At 39.8% G+C, this 21209-nt stretch carries 21 protein-coding genes; 9 read left to right on the forward strand and 12 right to left on the reverse strand.

The annotated features are described in order from the left end of the window. Positions 1 to 58 precede the first annotated feature (58 nt). The 8 genes from purF to F944_RS06185 form a co-directional block, all read right to left on the reverse strand. A complete protein-coding gene (purF, locus tag F944_RS06150; protein WP_004988242.1) occupies positions 59 to 1597 on the reverse strand; it encodes an amidophosphoribosyltransferase in 1539 nt (512 codons plus the stop codon). Positions 1598 to 1621: 24 nt separating this feature from the next. Beyond that, positions 1622 to 2209: a CvpA family protein gene (locus F944_RS06155; RefSeq protein ID WP_004988245.1), complete on the reverse strand. Its 588-nt coding sequence runs from the start codon at positions 2207 to 2209 to the stop codon at positions 1622 to 1624. A gap of 3 nt (positions 2210 to 2212) precedes the next feature. Next, complete coding sequence (locus tag F944_RS06160; protein WP_004988247.1) at positions 2213 to 3217, reverse strand: quinone-dependent dihydroorotate dehydrogenase; 1005 nt, start codon at positions 3215 to 3217, stop codon at positions 2213 to 2215. A 91-nt stretch (positions 3218 to 3308) separates the two neighbouring features. After that, positions 3309 to 3788, reverse strand: a complete 480-nt coding sequence (gspM, locus tag F944_RS06165) for a type II secretion system protein GspM (RefSeq protein WP_004988248.1) — start codon at positions 3786 to 3788, stop codon at positions 3309 to 3311. Beyond that, complete coding sequence (gene gspL, locus F944_RS06170; protein ID WP_004988249.1) at positions 3788 to 4927, reverse strand: type II secretion system protein GspL; 1140 nt, start codon at positions 4925 to 4927, stop codon at positions 3788 to 3790. Before gspL ends, gspM begins: the two co-directional genes overlap by 1 nt. Positions 4928 to 4950: 23 nt before the next feature. Further along, positions 4951 to 5406, reverse strand: a complete 456-nt coding sequence (locus tag F944_RS06175; protein ID WP_004988250.1) for a SixA phosphatase family protein — start codon at positions 5404 to 5406, stop codon at positions 4951 to 4953. A gap of 65 nt (positions 5407 to 5471) precedes the next feature. Then, a complete protein-coding gene (locus F944_RS06180) occupies positions 5472 to 6545 on the reverse strand; it encodes an NAD(P)H-dependent glycerol-3-phosphate dehydrogenase (protein WP_004988251.1) in 1074 nt (357 codons plus the stop codon). 35 nt (positions 6546 to 6580) lie between these two features. Further along, a complete protein-coding gene (locus F944_RS06185; RefSeq protein WP_004988252.1) occupies positions 6581 to 7156 on the reverse strand; it encodes a nitroreductase family protein in 576 nt (191 codons plus the stop codon). A 208-nt stretch (positions 7157 to 7364) separates the two neighbouring features. Between F944_RS06185 and F944_RS06190 the strand changes: the two genes are divergently transcribed. Continuing rightward, entirely contained in the window at positions 7365 to 7742 is a 378-nt protein-coding gene (locus F944_RS06190) for a hypothetical protein (protein ID WP_004988255.1), read from the forward strand. Positions 7743 to 7837: 95 nt separating this feature from the next. On the opposite strand, the gene rhlB is transcribed toward F944_RS06190, so the two are convergent. Both rhlB and F944_RS06200 read right to left on the reverse strand, forming a co-directional pair. Next, the gene (gene rhlB, locus F944_RS06195; protein ID WP_004988257.1) at positions 7838 to 8989 is read right to left on the reverse strand and encodes an ATP-dependent RNA helicase RhlB; all 1152 of its coding nucleotides are present in this window, start codon (positions 8987 to 8989) and stop codon (positions 7838 to 7840) included. A gap of 104 nt (positions 8990 to 9093) precedes the next feature. Then, entirely contained in the window at positions 9094 to 9306 is a 213-nt protein-coding gene (locus F944_RS06200; RefSeq protein WP_004653893.1) for a cold-shock protein, read from the reverse strand. 389 nt (positions 9307 to 9695) lie between these two features. Here F944_RS06200 and F944_RS06205 point away from each other — a divergent pair, with 389 nt between their 5' ends. The 6 genes from F944_RS06205 to F944_RS06230 all read left to right on the forward strand — a co-directional run bounded on the left by F944_RS06205 (position 9696) and on the right by F944_RS06230 (position 13200). Continuing rightward, the gene (locus F944_RS06205; protein ID WP_026039950.1) at positions 9696 to 9932 is read left to right on the forward strand and encodes a sulfurtransferase TusA family protein; all 237 of its coding nucleotides are present in this window, start codon (positions 9696 to 9698) and stop codon (positions 9930 to 9932) included. A 133-nt stretch (positions 9933 to 10065) separates the two neighbouring features. Beyond that, positions 10066 to 10932, forward strand: a complete 867-nt coding sequence (gene rpoH / locus F944_RS06210) for an RNA polymerase sigma factor RpoH (RefSeq protein WP_004988265.1) — start codon at positions 10066 to 10068, stop codon at positions 10930 to 10932. Positions 10933 to 11043: 111 nt separating this feature from the next. Further along, entirely contained in the window at positions 11044 to 11409 is a 366-nt protein-coding gene (locus F944_RS06215; protein WP_004988267.1) for a DUF423 domain-containing protein, read from the forward strand. Positions 11410 to 11420: 11 nt separating this feature from the next. Continuing rightward, on the forward strand, positions 11421 to 11618 hold the full coding sequence (thiS, locus tag F944_RS06220; protein WP_004988269.1) for a sulfur carrier protein ThiS: 198 nt from the start codon (positions 11421 to 11423) through the stop codon (positions 11616 to 11618). 12 nt (positions 11619 to 11630) lie between these two features. Beyond that, entirely contained in the window at positions 11631 to 12416 is a 786-nt protein-coding gene (locus tag F944_RS06225) for a thiazole synthase (protein WP_004988271.1), read from the forward strand. 85 nt (positions 12417 to 12501) lie between these two features. Beyond that, a complete protein-coding gene (locus F944_RS06230; protein WP_004988274.1) occupies positions 12502 to 13200 on the forward strand; it encodes a hypothetical protein in 699 nt (232 codons plus the stop codon). Positions 13201 to 13251: 51 nt separating this feature from the next. Here F944_RS06230 and F944_RS06235 read toward each other — a convergent pair whose 3' ends face one another. Then, positions 13252 to 13863 (reverse strand): glutathione binding-like protein, encoded by a 612-nt coding sequence (locus F944_RS06235; RefSeq protein WP_004988280.1) that lies wholly within the window; start codon positions 13861 to 13863, stop codon positions 13252 to 13254. A gap of 492 nt (positions 13864 to 14355) precedes the next feature. Continuing rightward, positions 14356 to 18450 carry an ESPR-type extended signal peptide-containing protein gene (locus tag F944_RS06240; RefSeq protein WP_004988281.1) on the reverse strand — a complete coding sequence of 1365 codons (4095 nt, stop codon included), beginning with the start codon at positions 18448 to 18450 and terminating at the stop codon, positions 14356 to 14358. A gap of 172 nt (positions 18451 to 18622) precedes the next feature. On the opposite strand from F944_RS06240, the gene F944_RS06245 reads away from it, so the two are divergent. Both F944_RS06245 and F944_RS06250 read left to right on the forward strand, forming a co-directional pair. Next, complete coding sequence (locus F944_RS06245) at positions 18623 to 19330, forward strand: response regulator (RefSeq protein ID WP_004988282.1); 708 nt, start codon at positions 18623 to 18625, stop codon at positions 19328 to 19330. Continuing rightward, entirely contained in the window at positions 19276 to 21204 is a 1929-nt protein-coding gene (locus F944_RS06250; RefSeq protein WP_004988283.1) for a sensor histidine kinase, read from the forward strand. The genes F944_RS06245 and F944_RS06250 overlap by 55 nt, the downstream gene beginning before the upstream one ends. Positions 21205 to 21209: the final 5 nt, after the last annotated feature.

Genomic DNA, 21209 nt, shown 5'->3' on the forward strand with positions numbered 1-21209 from the left:
TTGCCTCATCATAAATGAAAAAAGCGGGAAAAACCCGCTTTTTCCCACAGAATTTATATTATAACTCTTCTTTGATTCCTGTTAAATCAACGGAAGCAGCATCAATATTGACATCTATATAACCATCTGTACTTTTGGCTGAATCATTACGCTTACGCTCTAGGTTTTGTAAATAAGCCTGATCGATGCCACCCGTCACATAAATACCATCAAAGACCGAACTATCAAACTCAGTCAAATCAGGTACCTTGCTCGTACGAACTGCATTTTTTAAATCTTCCAAATCCTGAAAGATCAAACGATCAGCACCAATAATGTCCTGAATCTCTTCAACACTGCGTTGTGACGCAATTAACTCAGTTTTTGCTGGCATATCAATACCATAGACATTTGGATATTTCACCATAGGTGCAGCAGAAGCGAAATAAACTTTCTTGGCACCTGAATCACGCGCCATTTGAATGATTTCATTACACGTGGTACCACGAACAATCGAGTCATCCACAAGCAGTACATTTTTGCCTTTAAACTCAAGCTCAACTGGATTGAGTTTTTGACGTACTGATTTTTTACGTTGCTGTTGACCTGGCATAATAAAGGTACGACCGATATAACGGTTTTTCATGAAACCCTCGCGGAATTTCACACCCAAAATATTCGCCAGTTCAAGTGCAGAAGTACGGCTGGTATCTGGAATTGGAATCACGACATCAATATCGTGTTCCTCACCCCATTCACGCAAAATTTTATGCGCCAGTTTTTCACCCATTTTTAAACGGGCTTTATAGACTGAGATTCCATCGATAATTGCATCTGGACGCGCAAAATACACATATTCAAAAATACATGGACGATGCTTTGGTTCAGCAGCACATTGCTGAGTGAAAAGCTCACCTTGGTCATTAATGAAAATTGCTTCACCTGGCTGAATATCGCGCTCAATCTTAAAGCCAAGTGCGGTAATCGCAACTGATTCAGAAGCAATAATATATTCAGTGCCCAGTTCCGTTTCACGCGAACCATAAATCAGTGGACGAATACCATTTGGATCACGAAAACCCACCAAACCATGCCCCGTGATCATGGCAACCACACCATAAGCACCTTTACAGCGCTCATGCACGCGCTTCACTGCATGAAACACATCTTCTGCGGTTGGATTTAAAGTGCCACTTTTTTGTAGCTCATGGGCAAATACATTGAGCAGAACTTCAGAATCAGAGTCGGTATTCATGTGGCGCAAATCTGTTTTAAACAGGTCATCATGAATATCAGAAGCATTGGTCAGGTTGCCGTTATGTGCCAGTGTAATCCCATATGGAGAGTTTACATAAAATGGCTGTGCTTCAGCACTACTTGCCGAACCCGCAGTCGGGTAACGCACATGACCAATCCCATAGTTACCAATCAATGCACGCATATGACGAGTATGAAATACATCACGCACCATACCATTGTCTTTACGCAGGAAAAGACGACCATTATGACAAGTCACGATCCCAGCTGCATCCTGTCCACGATGCTGCAACATCGTTAATGCATCAAACAACATTTGGTTAACGGGTGCTTTACCAGCTATACCAACTACTCCACACATAGCAACCTCGCAGACGGGCTAGGATTAATAAAAAGGATTTTGGGTTGAATGACTGGACTGATCTTTGTCTAAATCAGACTCAGCCACCTCATGTGAAGGGCGATGAAATAAACTCCCTTCCGATGTCACATGTTGTAATGCTTCATTAGCAGCATCTTTCGATAATTCGGTTGCTAACGGCGCATAAGGCAGTAAGACTTGAACAAATTTGGACTGTTTCCAATGTGGAGAGCTTTCGACCCACGGACCAAGACCTTGCATGGTCACCAGTACAATCAACAAGCCTTTTAATGTCCCAAAAGCACCACCAGCCAAACGATTTAATGGACCGAGACTCATACTTTTAAGTATCAAATTGAGTATAGCTGTCACAATCCACGTAAGGACAATAATCATCAGAACAATAAATGCAAATGCCGCAATCTTTTGGACAACGGGATCATGACTTAACACCCCCATGCTTGGCGCCAAAAAGCTGGCATATTTCGCACCCATAATTAGTGCCAATATCCAACCAATCAAGTTCGCAAAGGCTTTTACGAATCCTTGTCGCAAACCGTTTAGCCCTCCAATGAGCAGGAGTATCAGAATAATGATATCCAGTGTATTCATCACTTAGTTGAAAGCACTCACGCAATCTTTAATTAGGCTTGGACCTGTATATATGAGGCCACTATAAATTTGTACAAGGCTAGCACCCGCATCTTTTTTTGCAAGCGCATGTTCACCTTGGGTGATTCCACCCACACCAATCAAAGGAATTTGACCATTCAAACGTTTTGCAAACTGACGTAAGCATTCTGTACTTTTTTCAAACACAGGTGCACCAGATAAACCACCCGCTTCATTCCCATAAGGCAAACTTTCCACGCCTACACGAGACAAAGTGGTATTGGTCACAATCAAGCCATCAATTTTAAACTGTAATAATTGATTTGCGATAAATTCGATATCTTCTTCAGTTAAATCAGGTGCAACTTTAAGTACTAACGGAACATAGTGATGATACTGTTCTGCTAGTTCTAATTGGCGTTGTTTCAGCGTTTCCAGCAGCTCGGTGAGCGCATCACCACTTTGCAAGCTACGTAGATTTTTGGTATTTGGCGAAGAAATATTGACCGTAATATACGATGCGTAATGATAAACTTTTTCCAGACAAATCAAATAATCATCGACTGCATTTTCAACTGGCGTATCCGCATTCTTACCAATATTAATCCCTAAAATGCCTTTAAATTTTGACGATTTGACATTTTCAATCAACTGATCCACCCCATCATTATTAAACCCCATACGGTTAATAATGGCTTTTGCCTCTGGGATACGGAATAATCGTGGCTGTGGATTTCCAGCTTGTGGACGCGGAGTAATGGTGCCTATTTCAATAAAACCAAACCCCATAGCTGCCAATGCATCAATATAAGCGCCATTTTTATCCAGACCTGCTGCAAGACCTACAGGATTAGGGAATTCAATACCCATACAAGTCACAGGTTTTGGTGCAATATGCTGACGCGCTAATCCAATTTTATGGGCGGACTTCAGAAGTGATAAGGTAAGTTCATGGGCACGCTCGGGTGACAAGGAGAACAACATTGGGCGAGCAAGCGAATATAACATATCAATCAAAGTCTACTGCTTTTTCAGGTAGGCATATTATAGGCATAGCGCAGATAAAACACCATGCTTGCAAGCCTTTTATTTTGAGACCTTATTGTACTGTAGCCGTTAATTTAATCTGATTATTACTCGACACCATCTCCATTTTTTCAATTGACAGGCCCATTTGTGCAAGCTGCGTTATAAAATTCGCTAAAACCGCATAATTTTGATGTTCTGCGACAATTTGCAATTGATCTCCCATTTGCTGAGATGACACTGTTAAGCCCTGCTGCTGTGACACTCGCTGAACTTTCTCAGCTAAACTCAATTGACTTTCTGAAGCAGGTTTCATGGTCACTGCATTGCTTTGCATCCAGACCATTAAATCTTTAAACTCATTGACTCGCTTTTGTTGCTGATCGGCCAGACTGTGCATTTTCCAAAGTGAAAAACCCACCAATGCAACGACCACCAGTATGCTGGCAAAAATCACCATATAACGTTCACGCGCAGACATGCGTTGTAAAGCATCAATAATACGTTCGACTTTTTGATCAAAGCCTTGCTGAATTCGAGTTATCGTGTTCATTATTGTACTTTTACCATCCCAATTGCGCCTGCACCATCCGCCTGAACATTTCCTAGTTCTGCTTTAAACCCTTGTTGATTAAGCTGCTGCGTTAAATTTTGCAAATCATTGGCAGAATTGGCTTTTAATGACATGCTCAAAGATGAAGCGCTATAACTTATTTGCTGCGCTACAATTTGGCGCTGCATCAAAATGGGTCCGACTCTACTTAATAGATTTAAAGCTGTCGTGTCACCGCTTTGGCTCATTCTCAACTGGCTTTCAAACATACTTTTTATATTTTGCTCAGTCACCCGGCTATTAGCACCAAACCAATATTTATATTGATCTACGGCCTGTGTCGCTGTCTGGTTCGCCAGCTTTTTTAATTTGTACCAACGTAAAGCATCATAACTTAACTGAACAATCAATACTGCGATGAAAACAGCAACACATGCTTTCCAATAACCAGAGACTTTGCTTTCATTTTTGGCTTTAGGTAATACATTGAATGGATGCTGCTTCGATTTTTGAATTTTTTGAAACTGATAATCAAAAGGTTCACGGGTTTCTGCCGTAGAAACATTTGCAAGCAGATCAAGTTGTTGTGCGGTCAGATTACTATAATGATAAAAAGTATCAGCGGCTTGAAATTCAAGATAAACCTCAAGATCATCAATCACCATACCTTTATAACGATTTTCACGTACCAAAATCTGCCCATGCAAATGGACCAAATTGACTTTATTCTGTTCAGGTTCAGGCACAATCAGAAAATCAGGCAATAAAGCGACCAGTTTGATCGGCAGCAAGTTCAACGCATGCTGCCATGTTTCAACTAAATTTTGTGCAACGGCCAAGATTGTCAATTGATCTGGCGATTCAAAATGGTGAACCACTCGCATGTGATCAATCGGCATAGTGACATATTCTTCCATGAGATATTTAATCCCATCTGCCCCCAATTGCTTCACATGAGCTTTGGTGATCTGTTGTTGCAAAATCTGAATATGACGACTGGAAAAGAAAACAACGGTCTCTTCTCCTTGATGCGGTTGCAAATCATGAATCAGCTGCTCAAGGCTGGAAGCCTGTAACCAATTTTCACCTGTTGACCAAAACCAAGCCCCATTGGCTTCAGGCATCCATAAATACAGCATAAATTATAAGTACCGTGTTTTCATTATAGCGTAGGTATAAAACTATGTTCTTGTGTTGACAATCCATTGGCAATCACACTTTGGCGATAAATACGTGCTTCAGCCAAAGCAAAGGGATTAAAGTTCTCATGTGTAAGCTGTTCAGCAATATGCCCCACAACATTCATATGACACACCACAACAACAGATTCAAATGGAAGTTGGGATAGCCAGTCTATCGCATCTTCTGCATCATCATCTGGTTTGATCTTATCACAAAGTAAAACAGGAACTTCAGGAAAATATGCCTGAATATGACCAAGCGTTTCTTGCGCACGCAGTAAAGGGCTCACGACAAAAACTTCGGGGCTTACAATCCCGTTAAGATATTGTGCCGTTTGTTCAGCCTGAGCATGGCCCAATGCAGTCAATGGTCGCTTGGCATCATTACCATCTACAGGAGGAGCTGCCTCTCCATGACGAACTAAAGTCAGTTGCATAACCATTCCTTTTTAATCTTTCTTTATGATAACAAGTCTTTATGACAGTTTTTATAAACAGGCTATTACACTTCATGATGCGGCAGTACAAACTCAACATCACTACGATGCCCATTCTTCATAAGCGCAAGTGCAATATTTAAAGCTGGCGCATTCTCAAAGATCACTTCATACAAAGCATTGGTGATTGGCATATATACATCAAGTTCTTGAGCACGCTTACGCACCTGCACAATGGTATTGATGCCTTCCGCCGTTTGTCCAAGTTCTTTAGTCGCCTGTTCCAGCGTTTTACCAGAACCTAAAGCATAACCAATTTGATAATTACGACTGAGTGGACTGTTACAAGTCGCAAACAGATCACCTACGCCCGACAAACCCAAAAATGTCAAAGGATTTGCACCCAATTCTACAGCAAAACGGCTCATTTCTGCCAAAGCACGCGTGATGATCATACTTTTGGTATTTTCACCAATATTATAAGCTACCGCCATCCCCATCGCGACCGCATAAATATTTTTCAGTGCCCCCCCCAGTTCTACGCCATGTACATCATCGCTACCAAAAACACGAAATAAAGCACTATGTAAAGCATGCTGTACAGCATAACGCACCAGTTCAGAGTGACTGGCAATCACTGTGCCTGAAGGCATACCCGCCATAATTTCTTTGGCAAGATTTGGCCCAGAAAGCACGCCGTAGGGAACTTCTGGTAATTCTTCCCGAATAATATCGCTCATAAAGCTGAACGTATCGGCTTCAATTCCCTTGGTCAGCGAAACAACCGCCTGTGAAGTAATAAAGGGTGAAATTTGTTTAAGCACATTACGGAAAGAATGGCTTGGTATCGCAACCAAAATAATATCACGATCACAAACAGCCTCTTCGATATCACAGACTGCACGTAAACCCGTTTCCAAATTAAAATCTGGTAAATAACGCTTATTGATATGACTGCGATTAATATCATCTGCGGCATCCTGATCACGAATCCAGATCATAGTATCGCAACCATTGCGTACAGCGAGATTTGCCATTGCAGTACCAAAACTACCACCACCTAATACGGTAATTCTGAGCGCTGTTTTTTTATCCACTTCAGCTGGCTTAACCAAGTCTGAAAAATTTAATTCCGTCATACGTTTTTTATTCCTACAACACCCATATATTCTTGTTAAGACTGCCAATTCGTGACGAAATCGCTTATAACCACTTCTGCACGTGGCGCAATTGCTTTTGCAGCAGTACCAATGTAAATAATGCCTGAGATCAAATCACGATCAGCCAATCCTAAATAATGCTTTAACCACGTCGATTCTACCACTGCGCCCGAACGCCACATGCTCGCAAAGCCCTGTACTTGTAACGACAGCAGAAAATTTTGAATCGCAGCACCTGAACTCAAGGTCTGTTCAAACAATGGAACTTTGGGATGATCCTGAAATTGAGTAACCGCAATGACCAACAAAGGTGCGCGAAAAGGATGTTGCTTAACTCGATCAAGCTGAACTGGATCAGTTTCACCCAAATCCGCCAGTGCCTGAGATAAACTTTCTCCAAAATTCGCACGTTGCTCGGGTTGAATGACAATGAATCGAGTGGGTTTGAGGCGATGGTGATCTGGCGCAGTCAGAGCAGCTTCGAACGCTTTTTGTAATTGTTGCGAAGAAGGAGCAGGCTCAACAAGATGCCCAATTGATTGACGCTGATGAATATTTTGATGAACCGTATTTACGTCTAAATCCGTCATGAACATTGATCTAATAGAGAAAACAAAACTAGATTAGCATATTCTTTTTTATTTCTGCCATGTCAATCTGGGCATTTATTCAGTTTTCACCAATTTGACATCTATACTGCACAAAACCATCAAAATCTATACAACATACTCAAAATAAATAGAAAATTTTATGTTCAACTAAAATGGTTCATTTTTAATATTTCAGAAGGACTGGTTTATGAAAACACAAATGACCGCCAGCATACTGACTGTGTCAGCCCTTTTACTGACCGCTTGTGCATCTAATCCGACTTCCACAGCAGCAATTCAAAAAGAAAATAATCAGTTTGAAGTGACAGGTGTTGGAAAAACAAACTTAATTGCAAAAAACAATGCGGTTGATGCTGCCAATAAAACCTGCAAACGCAGTACAGCCATCGTCGTCGATGAGAAAACCAACTATAACGGCGTACTCAAAGGTGTAGTGGATGAAGACACTGGAAAAATGGTTGAAGCAGCAGCCAGTGTTATCGGCTCTATTTCAGGGAAAAATGCGTCTTTAGCTAAAGATGATGATTACCAAACCACGCTTACCTTTTATTGCAAGGCGAGCTAACTTTAACGAGCAGCTCGTTTTTCATGTACAATAAAAAATGCGCTCTAAAAAATATTGAGCGCATTTTTTATAAATAAACATTCAAGCAATATTAACTAGCAATAACCTTCCAACCGAGTTAAAGGTAACTTTTTACCAATGGCTTTTTCAATTTCTGGCAAATAAAACGCATCATCTTCAGAAAGAAAACTAATACTGACGCCTTGTGAACCCGCTCGCCCTGTTCGACCGATACGATGCACATAATCATCAGACTGCTCAGGTAAAGTAAAGTTCACCACATGCGATACACCATCGACATGAATACCACGTCCTGCAACATCCGTTGCAATCATGATGTTATTTTTACCCTGCTTAAATTGCTCAAGCATTTTCAAACGTTTGTCCTGCGCAATTTCGCCCGACAACATACCCACCCGATAGCCGTCTTTTTTTAGATGATCATATAAACGGCGCACCTGATCTCGACGATTGGCAAAAATCATGACTTTATCGATGGGCTCATCACGTAAAATATCTTGGAGCAAACGATATTTATCTTTTTTCTCCACCACATAAACGCGTTGTTCAACGTCATTATTGGTTTTTTGTTCAGGTTCAATTTCAACAGTCACGGGTTCGAATAACCATTGACGTGCCAGATTCAGGACATCATAGCTAAAGGTAGCCGAAAACATTAAAGTCTGACGTTCCTCTTTACGCGGCGAATAACGCACAATACGTTTTACCGAAGGAATAAAACCCATATCCAGTAAACGGTCTGCTTCATCAATCACCAAAAATTCGATTTGATCAAGCCAGATTTCTTTTTGTTCAATAAAATCTATCAAACGACCAGGCGTCGCGACCAGAATATCCAAAAAATTCGCATTCAATGGTTTCTTTTGCTTGTCGAAATCCACACCGCCAACCAAGGTGAGTAATTTTAAATCTGTAAATTTGGTCAGTTCTTTAGCATCACTTTCAATTTGCAATGCCAGTTCACGAGTCGGCGCAAGAATCAAAGCGCGAGGCTCACCACGATAGCGTTGTTCCTGAATCGGATTATTGAGCAAATCATTGATGATACTGACCAAAAATGCTGCCGTTTTACCCGTTCCTGTCTGCGCGCGACCAATAGCATCGTGCCCTGCCAGTGTATATGTTAAAACCTTTTGCTGAATTGGGGTCATTTGCTTAAACCCTAATGCATCAATCGCTTTTTTAAGTTGCGGATGTAGATTCAAGGTTTCAAAACCAGATACCATATACTCGTGCTCTAACTGTTAATCACTCTGATGAGAGCGATAGTATAAAACAAAAACGCCCCAATTAAAAAATTGAGGCGTTATTCAACATGACAACATGTTGATTAGTCTAAAGGCTGTACATTCTCAGCCTGAAAACCTTTTTGTCCTTGCACAACGCTAAACTCAACGCGTTGGCCATCACGTAACGAACGATGTCCGTCACCCATAATTGCACGAAAATGTACAAATACGTCGTCGCCGCCATTACGTTGAATGAAGCCAAAACCCTTAGTGTCGTTAAACCATTTAACAACGCCTTGTTCGCGAGCTGTCATAAGTCAATCCTCAGAAGTGAAAATAAAGGACCTTCCGGTGTTGCAAACAGCAGAGCAAACAAGTTTAAAATTCGTTATTATTTCAAAGCTTGTAATCATTCTGTAAAACTATCAACAATTTCCGGTTACATCCATTTGTTATAGGTTTAGTAAAACAATGATTTGTTATACTGGTTAATCCTAAAACGCTTCGAGCTTAACACGGGTTTATGACAATTAATAGAAATTTTTTAGATAATTCCATATTAATTGTTGATTATTTTTTAAACTCTCCCACAAAAATTTTACCATTGATAAAATCTATACTGCCTATAGCGCGCGACTTTTTGCACATTCGTGCAAATATTTGATAAAATTATTATTCATAAATGTCGCTAAATATTTTACGGATGAGTGATTCAAACCCCATTCCCGCTACTGAAATTAATGCAATTGGTCAGCCATGCCCAATGCCGCTGCTGCTGCTTAAACGTCATTTAAAAAAGGCAGATCATCAGGTTTTGCTTTTGAAATCTTCTGACCCTCATAGTGAAATTGATGTATTACGTTATTGCGAACTACATCAGCTTAGTTGCCAGCTCATCAGAGTATCTGAGCACGAATTTCATTATTTGATTGAATCCTAAATATATCGTTTTGATATTTAGATTAACTCGTGTATAAAATTTTACATTTCTCTACCCAATTTTCCTTAATTATGAACTTGCTTCGCATTAAGATGAAATCATTGGTTATACCATCATCCTATAAGGAGAACTCATGAGTGACAGCAGCAATCAATTGATGCCCCTGTCCTTATCTGCGCCCGGTGTAAATCTCGGTGCTTACATCAGCACTGTTAATCAAATTCCAATTTTGACCGCTGAGCAAGAAAAAGAACTGGCTGAGCGTTATTATTATGATCAGGATCTGGATGCGGCGAAAATGTTGGTGATGTCGCATTTGCGATTTGTCGTCCACATCGCACGCAGCTATGCGGGTTATGGTTTACCGCAGGGTGACCTGATTCAAGAAGGCAATCTCGGTCTGATGAAAGCGGTTAAGCGTTTTGACCCGAATATGGGTGTGCGTTTGGTTTCATTTGCCGTTCACTGGATTAAAGCTGAAATTCACGAATATGTGATTCGTAACTGGCGTATTGTCAAAATTGCCACGACCAAAGCACAACGTAAATTATTTTTTAATTTGCGTAGTTTGAAAAAGTCGAGCAAAAAGTTAACACTTGAAGAAGCTAAAGCGATTGCCGTTGACTTAAATGTCACACCTGAGCAAGTGCTAGAAATGGAAGGCCGTTTAACGGCTTATGATGCTGCATTTGAAGCACAAGGTGATGATGACGATGATTCAACTCATGTCGCACCTGCACTATATTTGGAAGACAACCGTTACGACCCTGCTCGTTTAGTGGAAAATGAAGACTACGAAGAACAAAGTAGCTCTGCTTTATATGAAGCCATGAATCAGCTCGATGATCGTTCACGTAATATTTTACAGCGCCGTTGGCTGGACGATGACAAATCGACCTTGCATGAGCTTGCAGCTGAATACAATGTTTCCGCAGAGCGTATTCGTCAGCTTGAAAAAAATGCGATGGAAAAAATCAAAGTCGCCATGTCTGCAAGTTAGATTTTTCCAGATTTTAAAAGAGGCATCTGCCTCTTTTTATTGGTCTTAAGTATTTTTAGCGCATAGGATTTATGCTAAGGTGTTTAGGTCTTTTTTTAAGTATTTCAGCTTATGTGGATCGTAATCGCAGCTGTTAATCTTGCTTTGGCTGTTATATTGGGGGCCTTCGGCGCTCACGGCCTCAAGGCTTTTGCTACACCAGAACAACTGGGCTGGTGGGGAACAGCAACACAATATTTTTTCTATCATGCATTAGGTTTACTTGCGCTAGGTATTTTGTCTAAAACAAGTCCTCAATTTTCAATTAAAGCCTCCTTTGTTCTGATTCAAATTGGTATTTTATTATTCTGTGGCTCTTTATATATCATGGCATTGGGCTTACCGCGTGGACTCGGTTTAATTACTCCACTTGGCGGAGTGTTTATGATTTTAGGTTGGTTAGTTCTTGCGTGGAATGCCCTAAAATACGCGAAATAATGGAAAAACACATGCAAATTTATTTGAATGGTGAGCTGACACAAACCGCTTGCCATAACTTATTGCAACTGGTTCAGGAACTGGCACTTGAAGGTAAACGATTTGCAGTTGAACAAAACGAGAAAATCGTTCCAAAAAGCAAACTGGAACAATCTCCCCTTTCAGCTCATGATCGTATCGAAATTATTCACGCTGTTGGCGGCGGCTAAACGGAGCAAGCCATGCAAGATTCACCTTTAATCATCGGTTCACGTACATTTCAATCTCGCCTACTCGTAGGCACAGGTAAGTATAAAGACCTCAATGAAACTGATTTAGCGATTCAAGCCAGTGGCGCTGAGATCGTGACGGTAGCAATTCGTCGGGTAAATATTGGACAACGTCCTGATCAGCCAAATTTACTCTCCGTCATTCCGCCTGAAAAATACACTATTTTACCCAACACTGCGGGTTGTTTCGACGCAGAAAGTGCTGTGCGTACTTGTATGTTGGCACGTGAATTACTCGATGGTCACAATCTGGTCAAACTTGAAGTTTTGGGTGATGAAAAAACCTTATATCCAAATATTACGGCGACACTTAAAGCCGCTCAAACGCTGATTGATGATGGTTTTGAGATCATGGTGTATACCTCTGATGATCCAATTGTCGCACAAGAACTTGAAAGTATGGGCTGTGTTGCGATTATGCCTTTAGGCAGTTTGATTGGTTCAGGCTTAGGGATTTTAAACCCACATACCATTTCGATCATTAAAGAAAATGCCAAAGTACCCGTTTTGGTTGACGCAGGTGTAGGAACTGCAAGTGATGCTGCCATTGCGATGGAGTTGGGCTGTGATGGTGTACTTATGAATACCGCTATTGCCGCTGCACAACATCCAATATTGATGGCCTCAGCCATGAAAAAAGCCGTTGAAGCAGGTCGCGAAGCTTATCTAGCTGGACGTATGCCACGTAAACGCATGGCCAATGCCAGCTCTCCTGAAACTGGCTATTTCTTTAAATAAGGCCTATATTTCTCTAAGACGTATTTTAAGAGGATTCTTCGGAATCCTTTTTTATTTCAAGAATAAACAATAAGAGTATTTTCATATGCTTAAAGTCATATTTACTATTTTTAGTTTGGGTTGTTTCAGTTTTACCACCAGCGCTTTTGCCAATCCTAATCCAACACAATATCAACAATTTATTCCTAAAAACTGGAAAATACTTGAAACAGTCAAAGGAGATTTAAATCGTGATGGTCTAGAGGACATTGTTCTGGTGATTGAGGAGAATAATCCAAAAAATATTCTGAGCAATGATAGTTTAGGAAGCCCTGAACTTAACATCAATCCTAGAAGCTTATTAGTTTTATTTAAAACAACTCAAGGCTATCAATTGATTAGTAAGAATCAACAATTGCCAAGTGAGAATGATGCAGACTCTCCTTGTTTTGCCGATCCATTAGAAGATGGTGGAGTAACTATTTCTAAAGGTATTTTAAAAATAAATTTACATTACTGGTTAAGCTGTGGTTCATGGTATGTCACCAACAATACTTTTAGCTTTCGTTACCAAAACCGAGCGTTTAAATTAATTGGTTTTGACCAAATGAGTTTCCATCGCGCTTCTGGTGAACGAAACTCGCTCAGTATTAACTTCTCTACAGGAAAATTAAAAAAGATATCGGGTGAAAATGAATTTGAAGATACGGTTCAACCCGCAAAAACTGAGTGGACTAAACTCAAAAAGCAATATGATTTAAAACTAGAGCAAATTAATTTTAAAGAACCGCCAGAATTTCAATAAAAAAATGCCTCAATCATTTTGAGGCATTTTCCAGTTATCTTGATGCTAAATTTAAGGGATCAAACCTTCATCACGCATCGCAATACTGACTGATTGACGTTCGGCCACTTTATTGCGTAAAGCAACAATATTGGTATAAGGGCTTAAATCGTGTTCAATGCTATTTGACCAGTTTGTAAGCACGAATAAATAAGCATCGGCTGGCCCAAAGCCATCATCTACTAAATATTCATGGTCTGACTCAGCGATGGCTTTATCGATATAAGTCAGTAATCGGTCAACTTCAGCATAAGCTTTTTCTTTTGCTTCAACATCTAATGCGCCACCAAAGAATACTGCATAAGCATCATGCAATTCTGAGTTTAGGTATCCTAACCATTCCAAAACTTTGGCACGACCTAGACCTGATGGTGGAATCAAATTCTGAGCTGGGTCATGCTGCGCAATAAAAGGAAGCACGGCAACGTTTTCAGTGAGAACCAATCCTGGTGTAATTTCAAGTGCAGGCACATAACCTTTTGGATTGATCTCGTAATAGTCAGCGCCTTTTTCGGTTTTATGTGCCTTTAAATCAACCTTTTCCAGATCAAAATCAACATTAATTTCATTCAAAAGAATATGTGCAGCCAATGAACATGCACCAGGTGAATAATACAACTTCATAAATAATCCTTGTTATAGCTCTCTTCACTGTTTTAAAGCGCTTTACTCAAACTTTCAAGCCCTAGACGTTTTAAATTTTAAAAACGTCGTAACCTAAAAATACATACCATTAAACTATTGTGTAAAAGACTAACTTTTTCAAGTCAAAAACGTTGTCTTTTATGTTTACTCAAGTGTATGACGAAAAAATGAACTTTCTAAAATTTACTAAAATAAAAAGGAAAACCAGTCATATTGGCGGAATAGACTGGTCTAAAATAATGCTGTTATTAGAATGTTATCATAATTATAAAGTGACATTTCTCCCTCTAGCGTTACAAAGATTTAAGTTCTAACTAACGTTAAAACTTAAATTCAATGTATAGTGCTTTTTTAGTTAAAAACATCCCTGAAATTGGTGATTTTTACGAGATTTTCAATTTTTTGACGATTTAATATTAAATAAAAACCAGTCACTGTAGACTGGTTTTTCATACTGCTTAAAACATTGCTTTACCAACTAAAACCAACACCGACACCGCCCGAACTTTCCTCTTTACTGAGTGCTCCGCTGATACTCAAACTAGTATTTTCATTAATCATACGTTGATAGCCTACTGCAACAGCTTGTTCCGCACCTTGCAAACCAGCACCAACCCCAATGCGGTTCTGCCCACGTAATCCAGCTGTACTGGTTGCCATATTCATCATCGCCGCACTCATCGCCCCCTGACGGTCAAAACGTTTATCAACCTCCTGAAAACGGCGTTCTGTTTGCAAGCTATAATCTTTAAATGTGCTTTCCAGACCTGCAAAACGAGTATCTGTATAGCTGTTTGCGCTTGAAAGCGTGTCTGAACTTGATTTGTTCATTTGCGCAACATTAACAGCATCTGTGTCTGCCGTACCTGCTGCAACATGAGTAACCTGTCGCTGATTTGTGCTTGAACCAACGGAAACCGTATTATCTCGATCTGAAGTTGAGTCGTTACCCAACACCACCGCATTTTTAGCTTCCGTATTAACGTTATTACCTAACACAAAGGTATTATCCCCTTTCACTGTATTATCATTCCCAACCACATAACTACCGTTGCCACTGACCGTATTTGGATCTCCAAATGCACCTGATCCATTACCAGAAACAGTATTACTCACACCCACAGCGGTTGAGTTATTTCCTGTAACCACAGTGTTTGGCCCTATTGCTGTTGAGTTTTTGCCAGTTGCATTTGAACTTGTACTTGCACCAGCACCATTTCCACCAATACTGATATATTGTCCTGCATCTGCTACTTTTTGATCAGTATAGGATTTAGCCGTATTTAAAGTTGATGTTGTTTGTTGGTCGGTATAAGTTTTGGCATCATTCAATGCAGTTGTGGTTTGTTGATCGGTGTAGCTTTTTGAGTCATTTAAAGATTGTGAGGTTTGTTGATCTGTATAAGATTTTGCATCGTTTAGATTTTTTGCATCTTGTTGGTCAATATAAGATTTTGCATTTGCCAGTGTGCCTGAGCTTTGTGTATCCGTGTAGGTATTTGCATCAGATAAAGTTTTGGCATCTTGCTGGTCAACATAATTTTTTAGGTTACTCACAGAACCTTTTAACGCGGTTAATTCATTATTCACAGCACCAAAGGTTGCACCAATATTAGAATAGCTTGTGCCCTGAATCGTAAAGGTCGGTAATGTAAATACGCCATTATTGAATCCTGCTCCGCCACCTAATACAGAAGCTAATTGATTTGCACTACTATTGAACTGCGTTGATAGTGTGTTGATATTTTGATTGGTCGTATAAAGCTGACCACCTGTAACTGCATCTTTAGAACTGCTTGAACTGATATCACCTGCTTGTAAATTGGTCAGTTTTGTTCCACTCTGACCAGCTAAAGTAATTGTTTCTTTTGCGGCATTGTCATAAACCACCGCATTAGTTGAGATGTTGCCCAGACCTGTCTGTAAGGCAGCAATTTCATTTGCATTAGTCGTAATCTTGCCGTCTAAAACCAAATCCTTCTGATCTGCATAACTTTTGGCATCAGTTAATGTATTAGACAAACCTGTCGTTAATGCATTCATTGATGCCTTCGTATCTAAACCTGTCGTTGTATCATTGACTTTACTATTTAATGTATCAAATGCAGTTTTATCGGTTTTAGCAGCCAAACCAGTATCTACATAGCCTTTATTAGCAGCATCTGTTGCTTGAGTTGGTGTTGCAACATTGGTAATCCGTTTTTCAGCACCACTGCGTCCAACGGAAATCGTATTCGCTTCATCGGCTAAAGAATCATGACCTATCGCAGTTGAACCATAGGCTGTAGCCTGACTATTACTACCAAAAACACTGCTATAAATAGCGGATGCTGTATTATTTGAACCCACAGCAGTGGACACACCACCTGTTGCCTTGTTTAAAGCACCTAGACTTGTGCTATTTACACCCAAGGCCTGATTGTCATAACCCACTGCCGCACTTTGGCCACCTAATGCAATATTATGTGAACCTATTGCAGCGCTACGATCACCCAATGCAACTGAACCACCATTTCGAAGTGTTCTTTCAAAATCTAAAGCTTGATCAGAAGTGACACTCACATCACCAATCTGAGTAATGGAAGAAGTGGTTAAATCTGTCGCTTGAACTTGTATTCCATTAATAGCGGTGAGCTTAGTACTATCATCTTGCGGATCGTAATACATTCCGCTTGCTGCCCCCACGACAGTAGAACCATTACCTTTTGCCAAGTTTTGTGAACCCGCTGCAAAGCTAGCAGTGCCTGTTGCTTTATTATAAGTACCGACTGCATTGCTCCATTTCCCAGTGACAGTATTACTAATACCTAAGCCAACGCTTTGCTCTTGAGTAACATTGTTATTGAAGCCAACGCCAGTACTGTATATTCCGCTTACATTATTTTGACTACCTACTGCACTACTAAAATCACTAAATGCGCTATTGTTATCACCTAAACTAGAGCTTGAACTTCCTTGCGCAAGATTGCCATTACCTATCGCAGAGCTTGATGTCCCATATGCATTATTACCATTACCTAAAGCACTGCTATAATTTTTTGTAGCACGATTCCAATAACCAACTGTTGTACTATATGAACCTGATGCATTATTAGCAAAACCAATCGCACTACTTGAACCGCCTGATGCAATATTTGAATTACCAAATGCGCTACTAGAATCCCCTGACGCTGTGTTACTTCTACCTACCGCACTACTAGAATCAGCCAATGCAATATTATTAGAACCAATGGCGCTACTTAAACTAGCCATTGCCCGATTATAATCACCAATAGCACTACTCGCCTCACCATTTGTAGTATTATCAGAACCAAGTGCGCTACTTTGCTTTCCTTGCGCTTTATTAGAATCGCCTACAGCGCTAGCAGACTCGCCTGATGCAACGTTTGAATTACCCACAGCATTACTCGATTCTCCAGATGCAGTATTCCAATACCCTAGAGCACTACTACCATTAGCTTTGGCTAAATTAAATCGTCCGATTGCATTACTTGCCTCACCTGTTGCCGTATTTCCATCACCTATCGCACTACTATATTTTCCTGAAGCTTTGTTAGAAGATCCCATCGCATTACTTAAGAAACCAGAAGCGATATTGGAGAATCCAATAGATGAGCTATAACCACCGATGGCAATATTAGCGCCTTTTTGGGCAGCATTTTTAAAAGCAGCTACTTGGTTCACATCTGTAACGACAGTACCATCAGGTAATGTAAATGACGTGATGTCATCGATATTATTTGTTGTTGCGGTAACTGTAATACCTGCGACACTGGTCAATTGTGTTCCATTACTTTGTGAATTATAGGTTATACCTGACGCAGCACCTAAAGCAGTATCAGTTGAACTACGGGCAAAGTTATCACTTGCCACTGCTGTTGGAATAGCTGCAATAGCAGTATCTACATAGCCTTTATTAGCTGCATCTGTTGCTTGAGTTGGTGTTGCAACATTAATAATTTGACGTTGCGTCGTCGTACTTCCAACCGAAAAACTGTTATCTCTATCAGCAATAGAATTTGCACCAATGGCGACACTATTAATTCCTGTTGCCGCTGCTTGATTGCCGATCGCAATATTACCAATTCGATATGCCCACGCATCTGTTCCGATCGCCACCCCGTTTGCCGCCGCTTCCGCCCCCCCGATTGCCACTGCATGATCTAATGCCCAAGTTAAATTTGTACAATCACTTCCTATTGCTACAGCACTATCAGAAGTAAGAAAAGGTGATCCTGCTAAGGCAGATTCATACCTACCACCCATTAGAGTTAGCGCCCCATTCGCCTCTTCTAACAAGTTAGAGTTAGCAGTTGGAGAATTACTACAAGTAACACCTTGAACAATATTCCCTGCCCAAACATCCGCACCCATAATCATTGCAATACTTAAAACCAGAGTTTGCAAACCAAATATCCGACGTTTACTTGTATCTATAGTTAAAACCTCAGAACTAACCACTGCTCCAGTGGTACTCTCCTTTTTCCCTGCACTTTTGGCATTTTCCGAAACCACCACCATTTGCCCCAGTGATTTATTCCAGATTAGTTTAAAAATCTTGTTCATATGTCCATCCCCACCGCTTATTTTATGATTAAAATTTATGTATTTATTATTTGATCATGCTCATAAGTTTTTGCGATATCCCTGAAATTAGTGATATTTTGGTTACTCATCGGAAAATACCCAATCTCAGGGATATAAAAACTAAAAAAATAACGGCAAATTAGGGGAAGATATGAAGCTTTTGAGTAATGTAATGCTGGACCCAGACTTGGTTTTACCTGTACCTGTGATTGTGGTTGAGGATGAACCACTCATACAAAAACGACTAAAAGAAATATTATTAGGGATTGGCTATTTACCAGAAAATCTTATTTTTGCCCAAACGCTCGCTCAGGCTCATGAGCAACTGAAACAACATTCTGCATCTTTGGCTCTGGTTGATTTGGGTTTACCTGATGGCAATGGTATAGAGTTTATCAAACAACTAAAAATATATGATCCCACCATCGCGATTTTAGTGATCTCAGCATGGAGCACTGAGGATGCTATTTTGAATGCCCTAATGGCTGGAGCAACGGGTTATGTTCTAAAAGAACGCGATGATATTGAAGTTGCATTATCTATCCGCAGTATTTTGCGCGGAGGAGCGCCTATCGATCCTTTTATCGCTCGTCAAATTTTAAAACAACTTCCTTTATCTCATGAGCAAGCTGAGAAAAAAAATATTGAAAATGAGATAGATGACGCTTTACTTTCTAAACGTGAACATGAAATATTATTATTGGTTGCCCAAGGTTTAAGTAATAAAGAAATTGCCAGCCAGATCAATTTGTCACGTTATACCGTTGAGTCTCATATCAAGCACATTTATCGGAAACTTGCAGTATGTACACGCATCAAAGCAGTCGATACTGCAAGATCACTTGGTTTACTCGATTAAGATTGTTTTTTATTTGCTTTGTATTGATTTTAATTAGTAGCCATTCACCGCTTTATGCCGCCTCTTCCCTTGATGAATTGGTGTTGATTCCCAAAGATCATAACTGTCAGGTAAAAATTAGCACAATTCAAGCGATTCAAACTTCACCCCACATCCAAACTAAAAATATCAATCAACTAAAAAATTGGCAAAATGTAAAATTACCTGATTTTTGGGAAAATCGCTGGAAAAATTATTCTGGTATCGTCTGGTATCGTATTTTATGGTCAAAAAGCTGTACATTGCCTCAAACTGAGCCATTAGCCTTAAATATTGACAGCATCAATATGGCAGGAGAAATCTATTTAAATAAACAATTAATTTGGCGCGATAAAAATCTGACCGAACCTTTAAGTCGTAGTTGGAATATGCCACGTTACTGGGTATTACCTAATTCTGAGCTAAAACAAGGTCAAAACGAAATCCTCATTCGGGTGATAGGAGTTGCTACGCAAAGTCCGGGGTTAGGCAACGTTTATATTGGTACGCCACATGCCATTATTGAACAAAATTCAAAATATGTATTTGAACATCGTACGCTGTATTTCATTAATTTAGTTATTTCCCTAACACTTGGAGCGATTGCTTTTCTAGTGTGGTTGTTACGCAGAAAAGATTCAACTTTTGGTTGGTTTGCTTTGGCTTCTTTGCTATGGGGACTTTTTATTAGCAATATTTTAGCCACCGAAACTTATCCGTTTTTTCATACTTTGCAACTTGCCAAAATTAATATGCTTTTTTTGGTCGGATATGTAATTTCTTTTACGATTTACACATGGCGATTTGCTGGAAAAAAATATAACAAGACTGAAAAAATATTATGGCTGATAGGCTTAATCAGCGTCATCGTTTTATTTATCGTTTCACCTGCGTATTTAGGACTCGTTTTGTTTAGCTTATTTTTATTTGCGATCATTGTATTTTTAGGATGTTGTTTTTTCTATCAATGGATTGCTTATAAAACACCTAAAGCAGATATCCGTTTCCTTGCCCTAATTTTACTTGGTTTTATTGGGATCAATATCCATGACGTTTATCTGATTTTGACCCAAAATACTGAACATACTTATATTACCCCTTTTGCAGCACCGTTAACAGCTTTAGCGATTTCTATGATATTGGCTTGGCGGATCGCACAAAATGTTAATCATATTGAAGAATTTAATCAAACATTGACACAAAGCGTAGAACGAGTGAGCGCCGATTTAAAAAATTCTTTAGATAAAAAACATCAACTTGAAATCGAAAATATGCGTCTACAAGAGCGCCTCAATTTATCTCATGAGCTACATGATGGTTTGGGTGGGTCTTTGGTACGTTCTATGATTTTAGTGGATAAACAAGACAAGATTGATAAGCAGCATGTTTTATCTATTTTAAAACTATTGCGTAATGACTTACGTCAAGTCATCGACAGTGGCTCTACAATTGGCGCAAAAGTACCAGAAACCCCAGTGATTTGGGCTTCCTCGATACGACGACGTTTTGTACAACTTTTTGAGGAACTTGAAATTGAATCTGAGTGGAAGTTAGCAGAACAATGGCTAAAAGAACCGACTGCTTTACAGTGCTTGACGCTTGCTCGCGTGGTAGAAGAGGCTTTAACTAATATCATTAAACATAGCCATGCAACGTTGGTTAAAGTCAGTTTATTTCAGGAGTATCAACAACTAATCCTTGAACTTGAAGATAATGGTGTTGGATTTGACCCAAGTACAGTCCAACAAGGTTTACATGTCGGCTTACAAAGTATGCAAGTTAGGGTCAATCGTATAGGCGGAACATTTGAAATACATTCAGAAATGGGACAAACCCTGATTCGGGTCAAACTTTAAAAGTT

Origin of the sequence: Acinetobacter ursingii DSM 16037 = CIP 107286 (assembly GCF_000368825.1) — a bacterium.
GTDB lineage: Bacteria > Pseudomonadota > Gammaproteobacteria > Pseudomonadales > Moraxellaceae > Acinetobacter > Acinetobacter ursingii.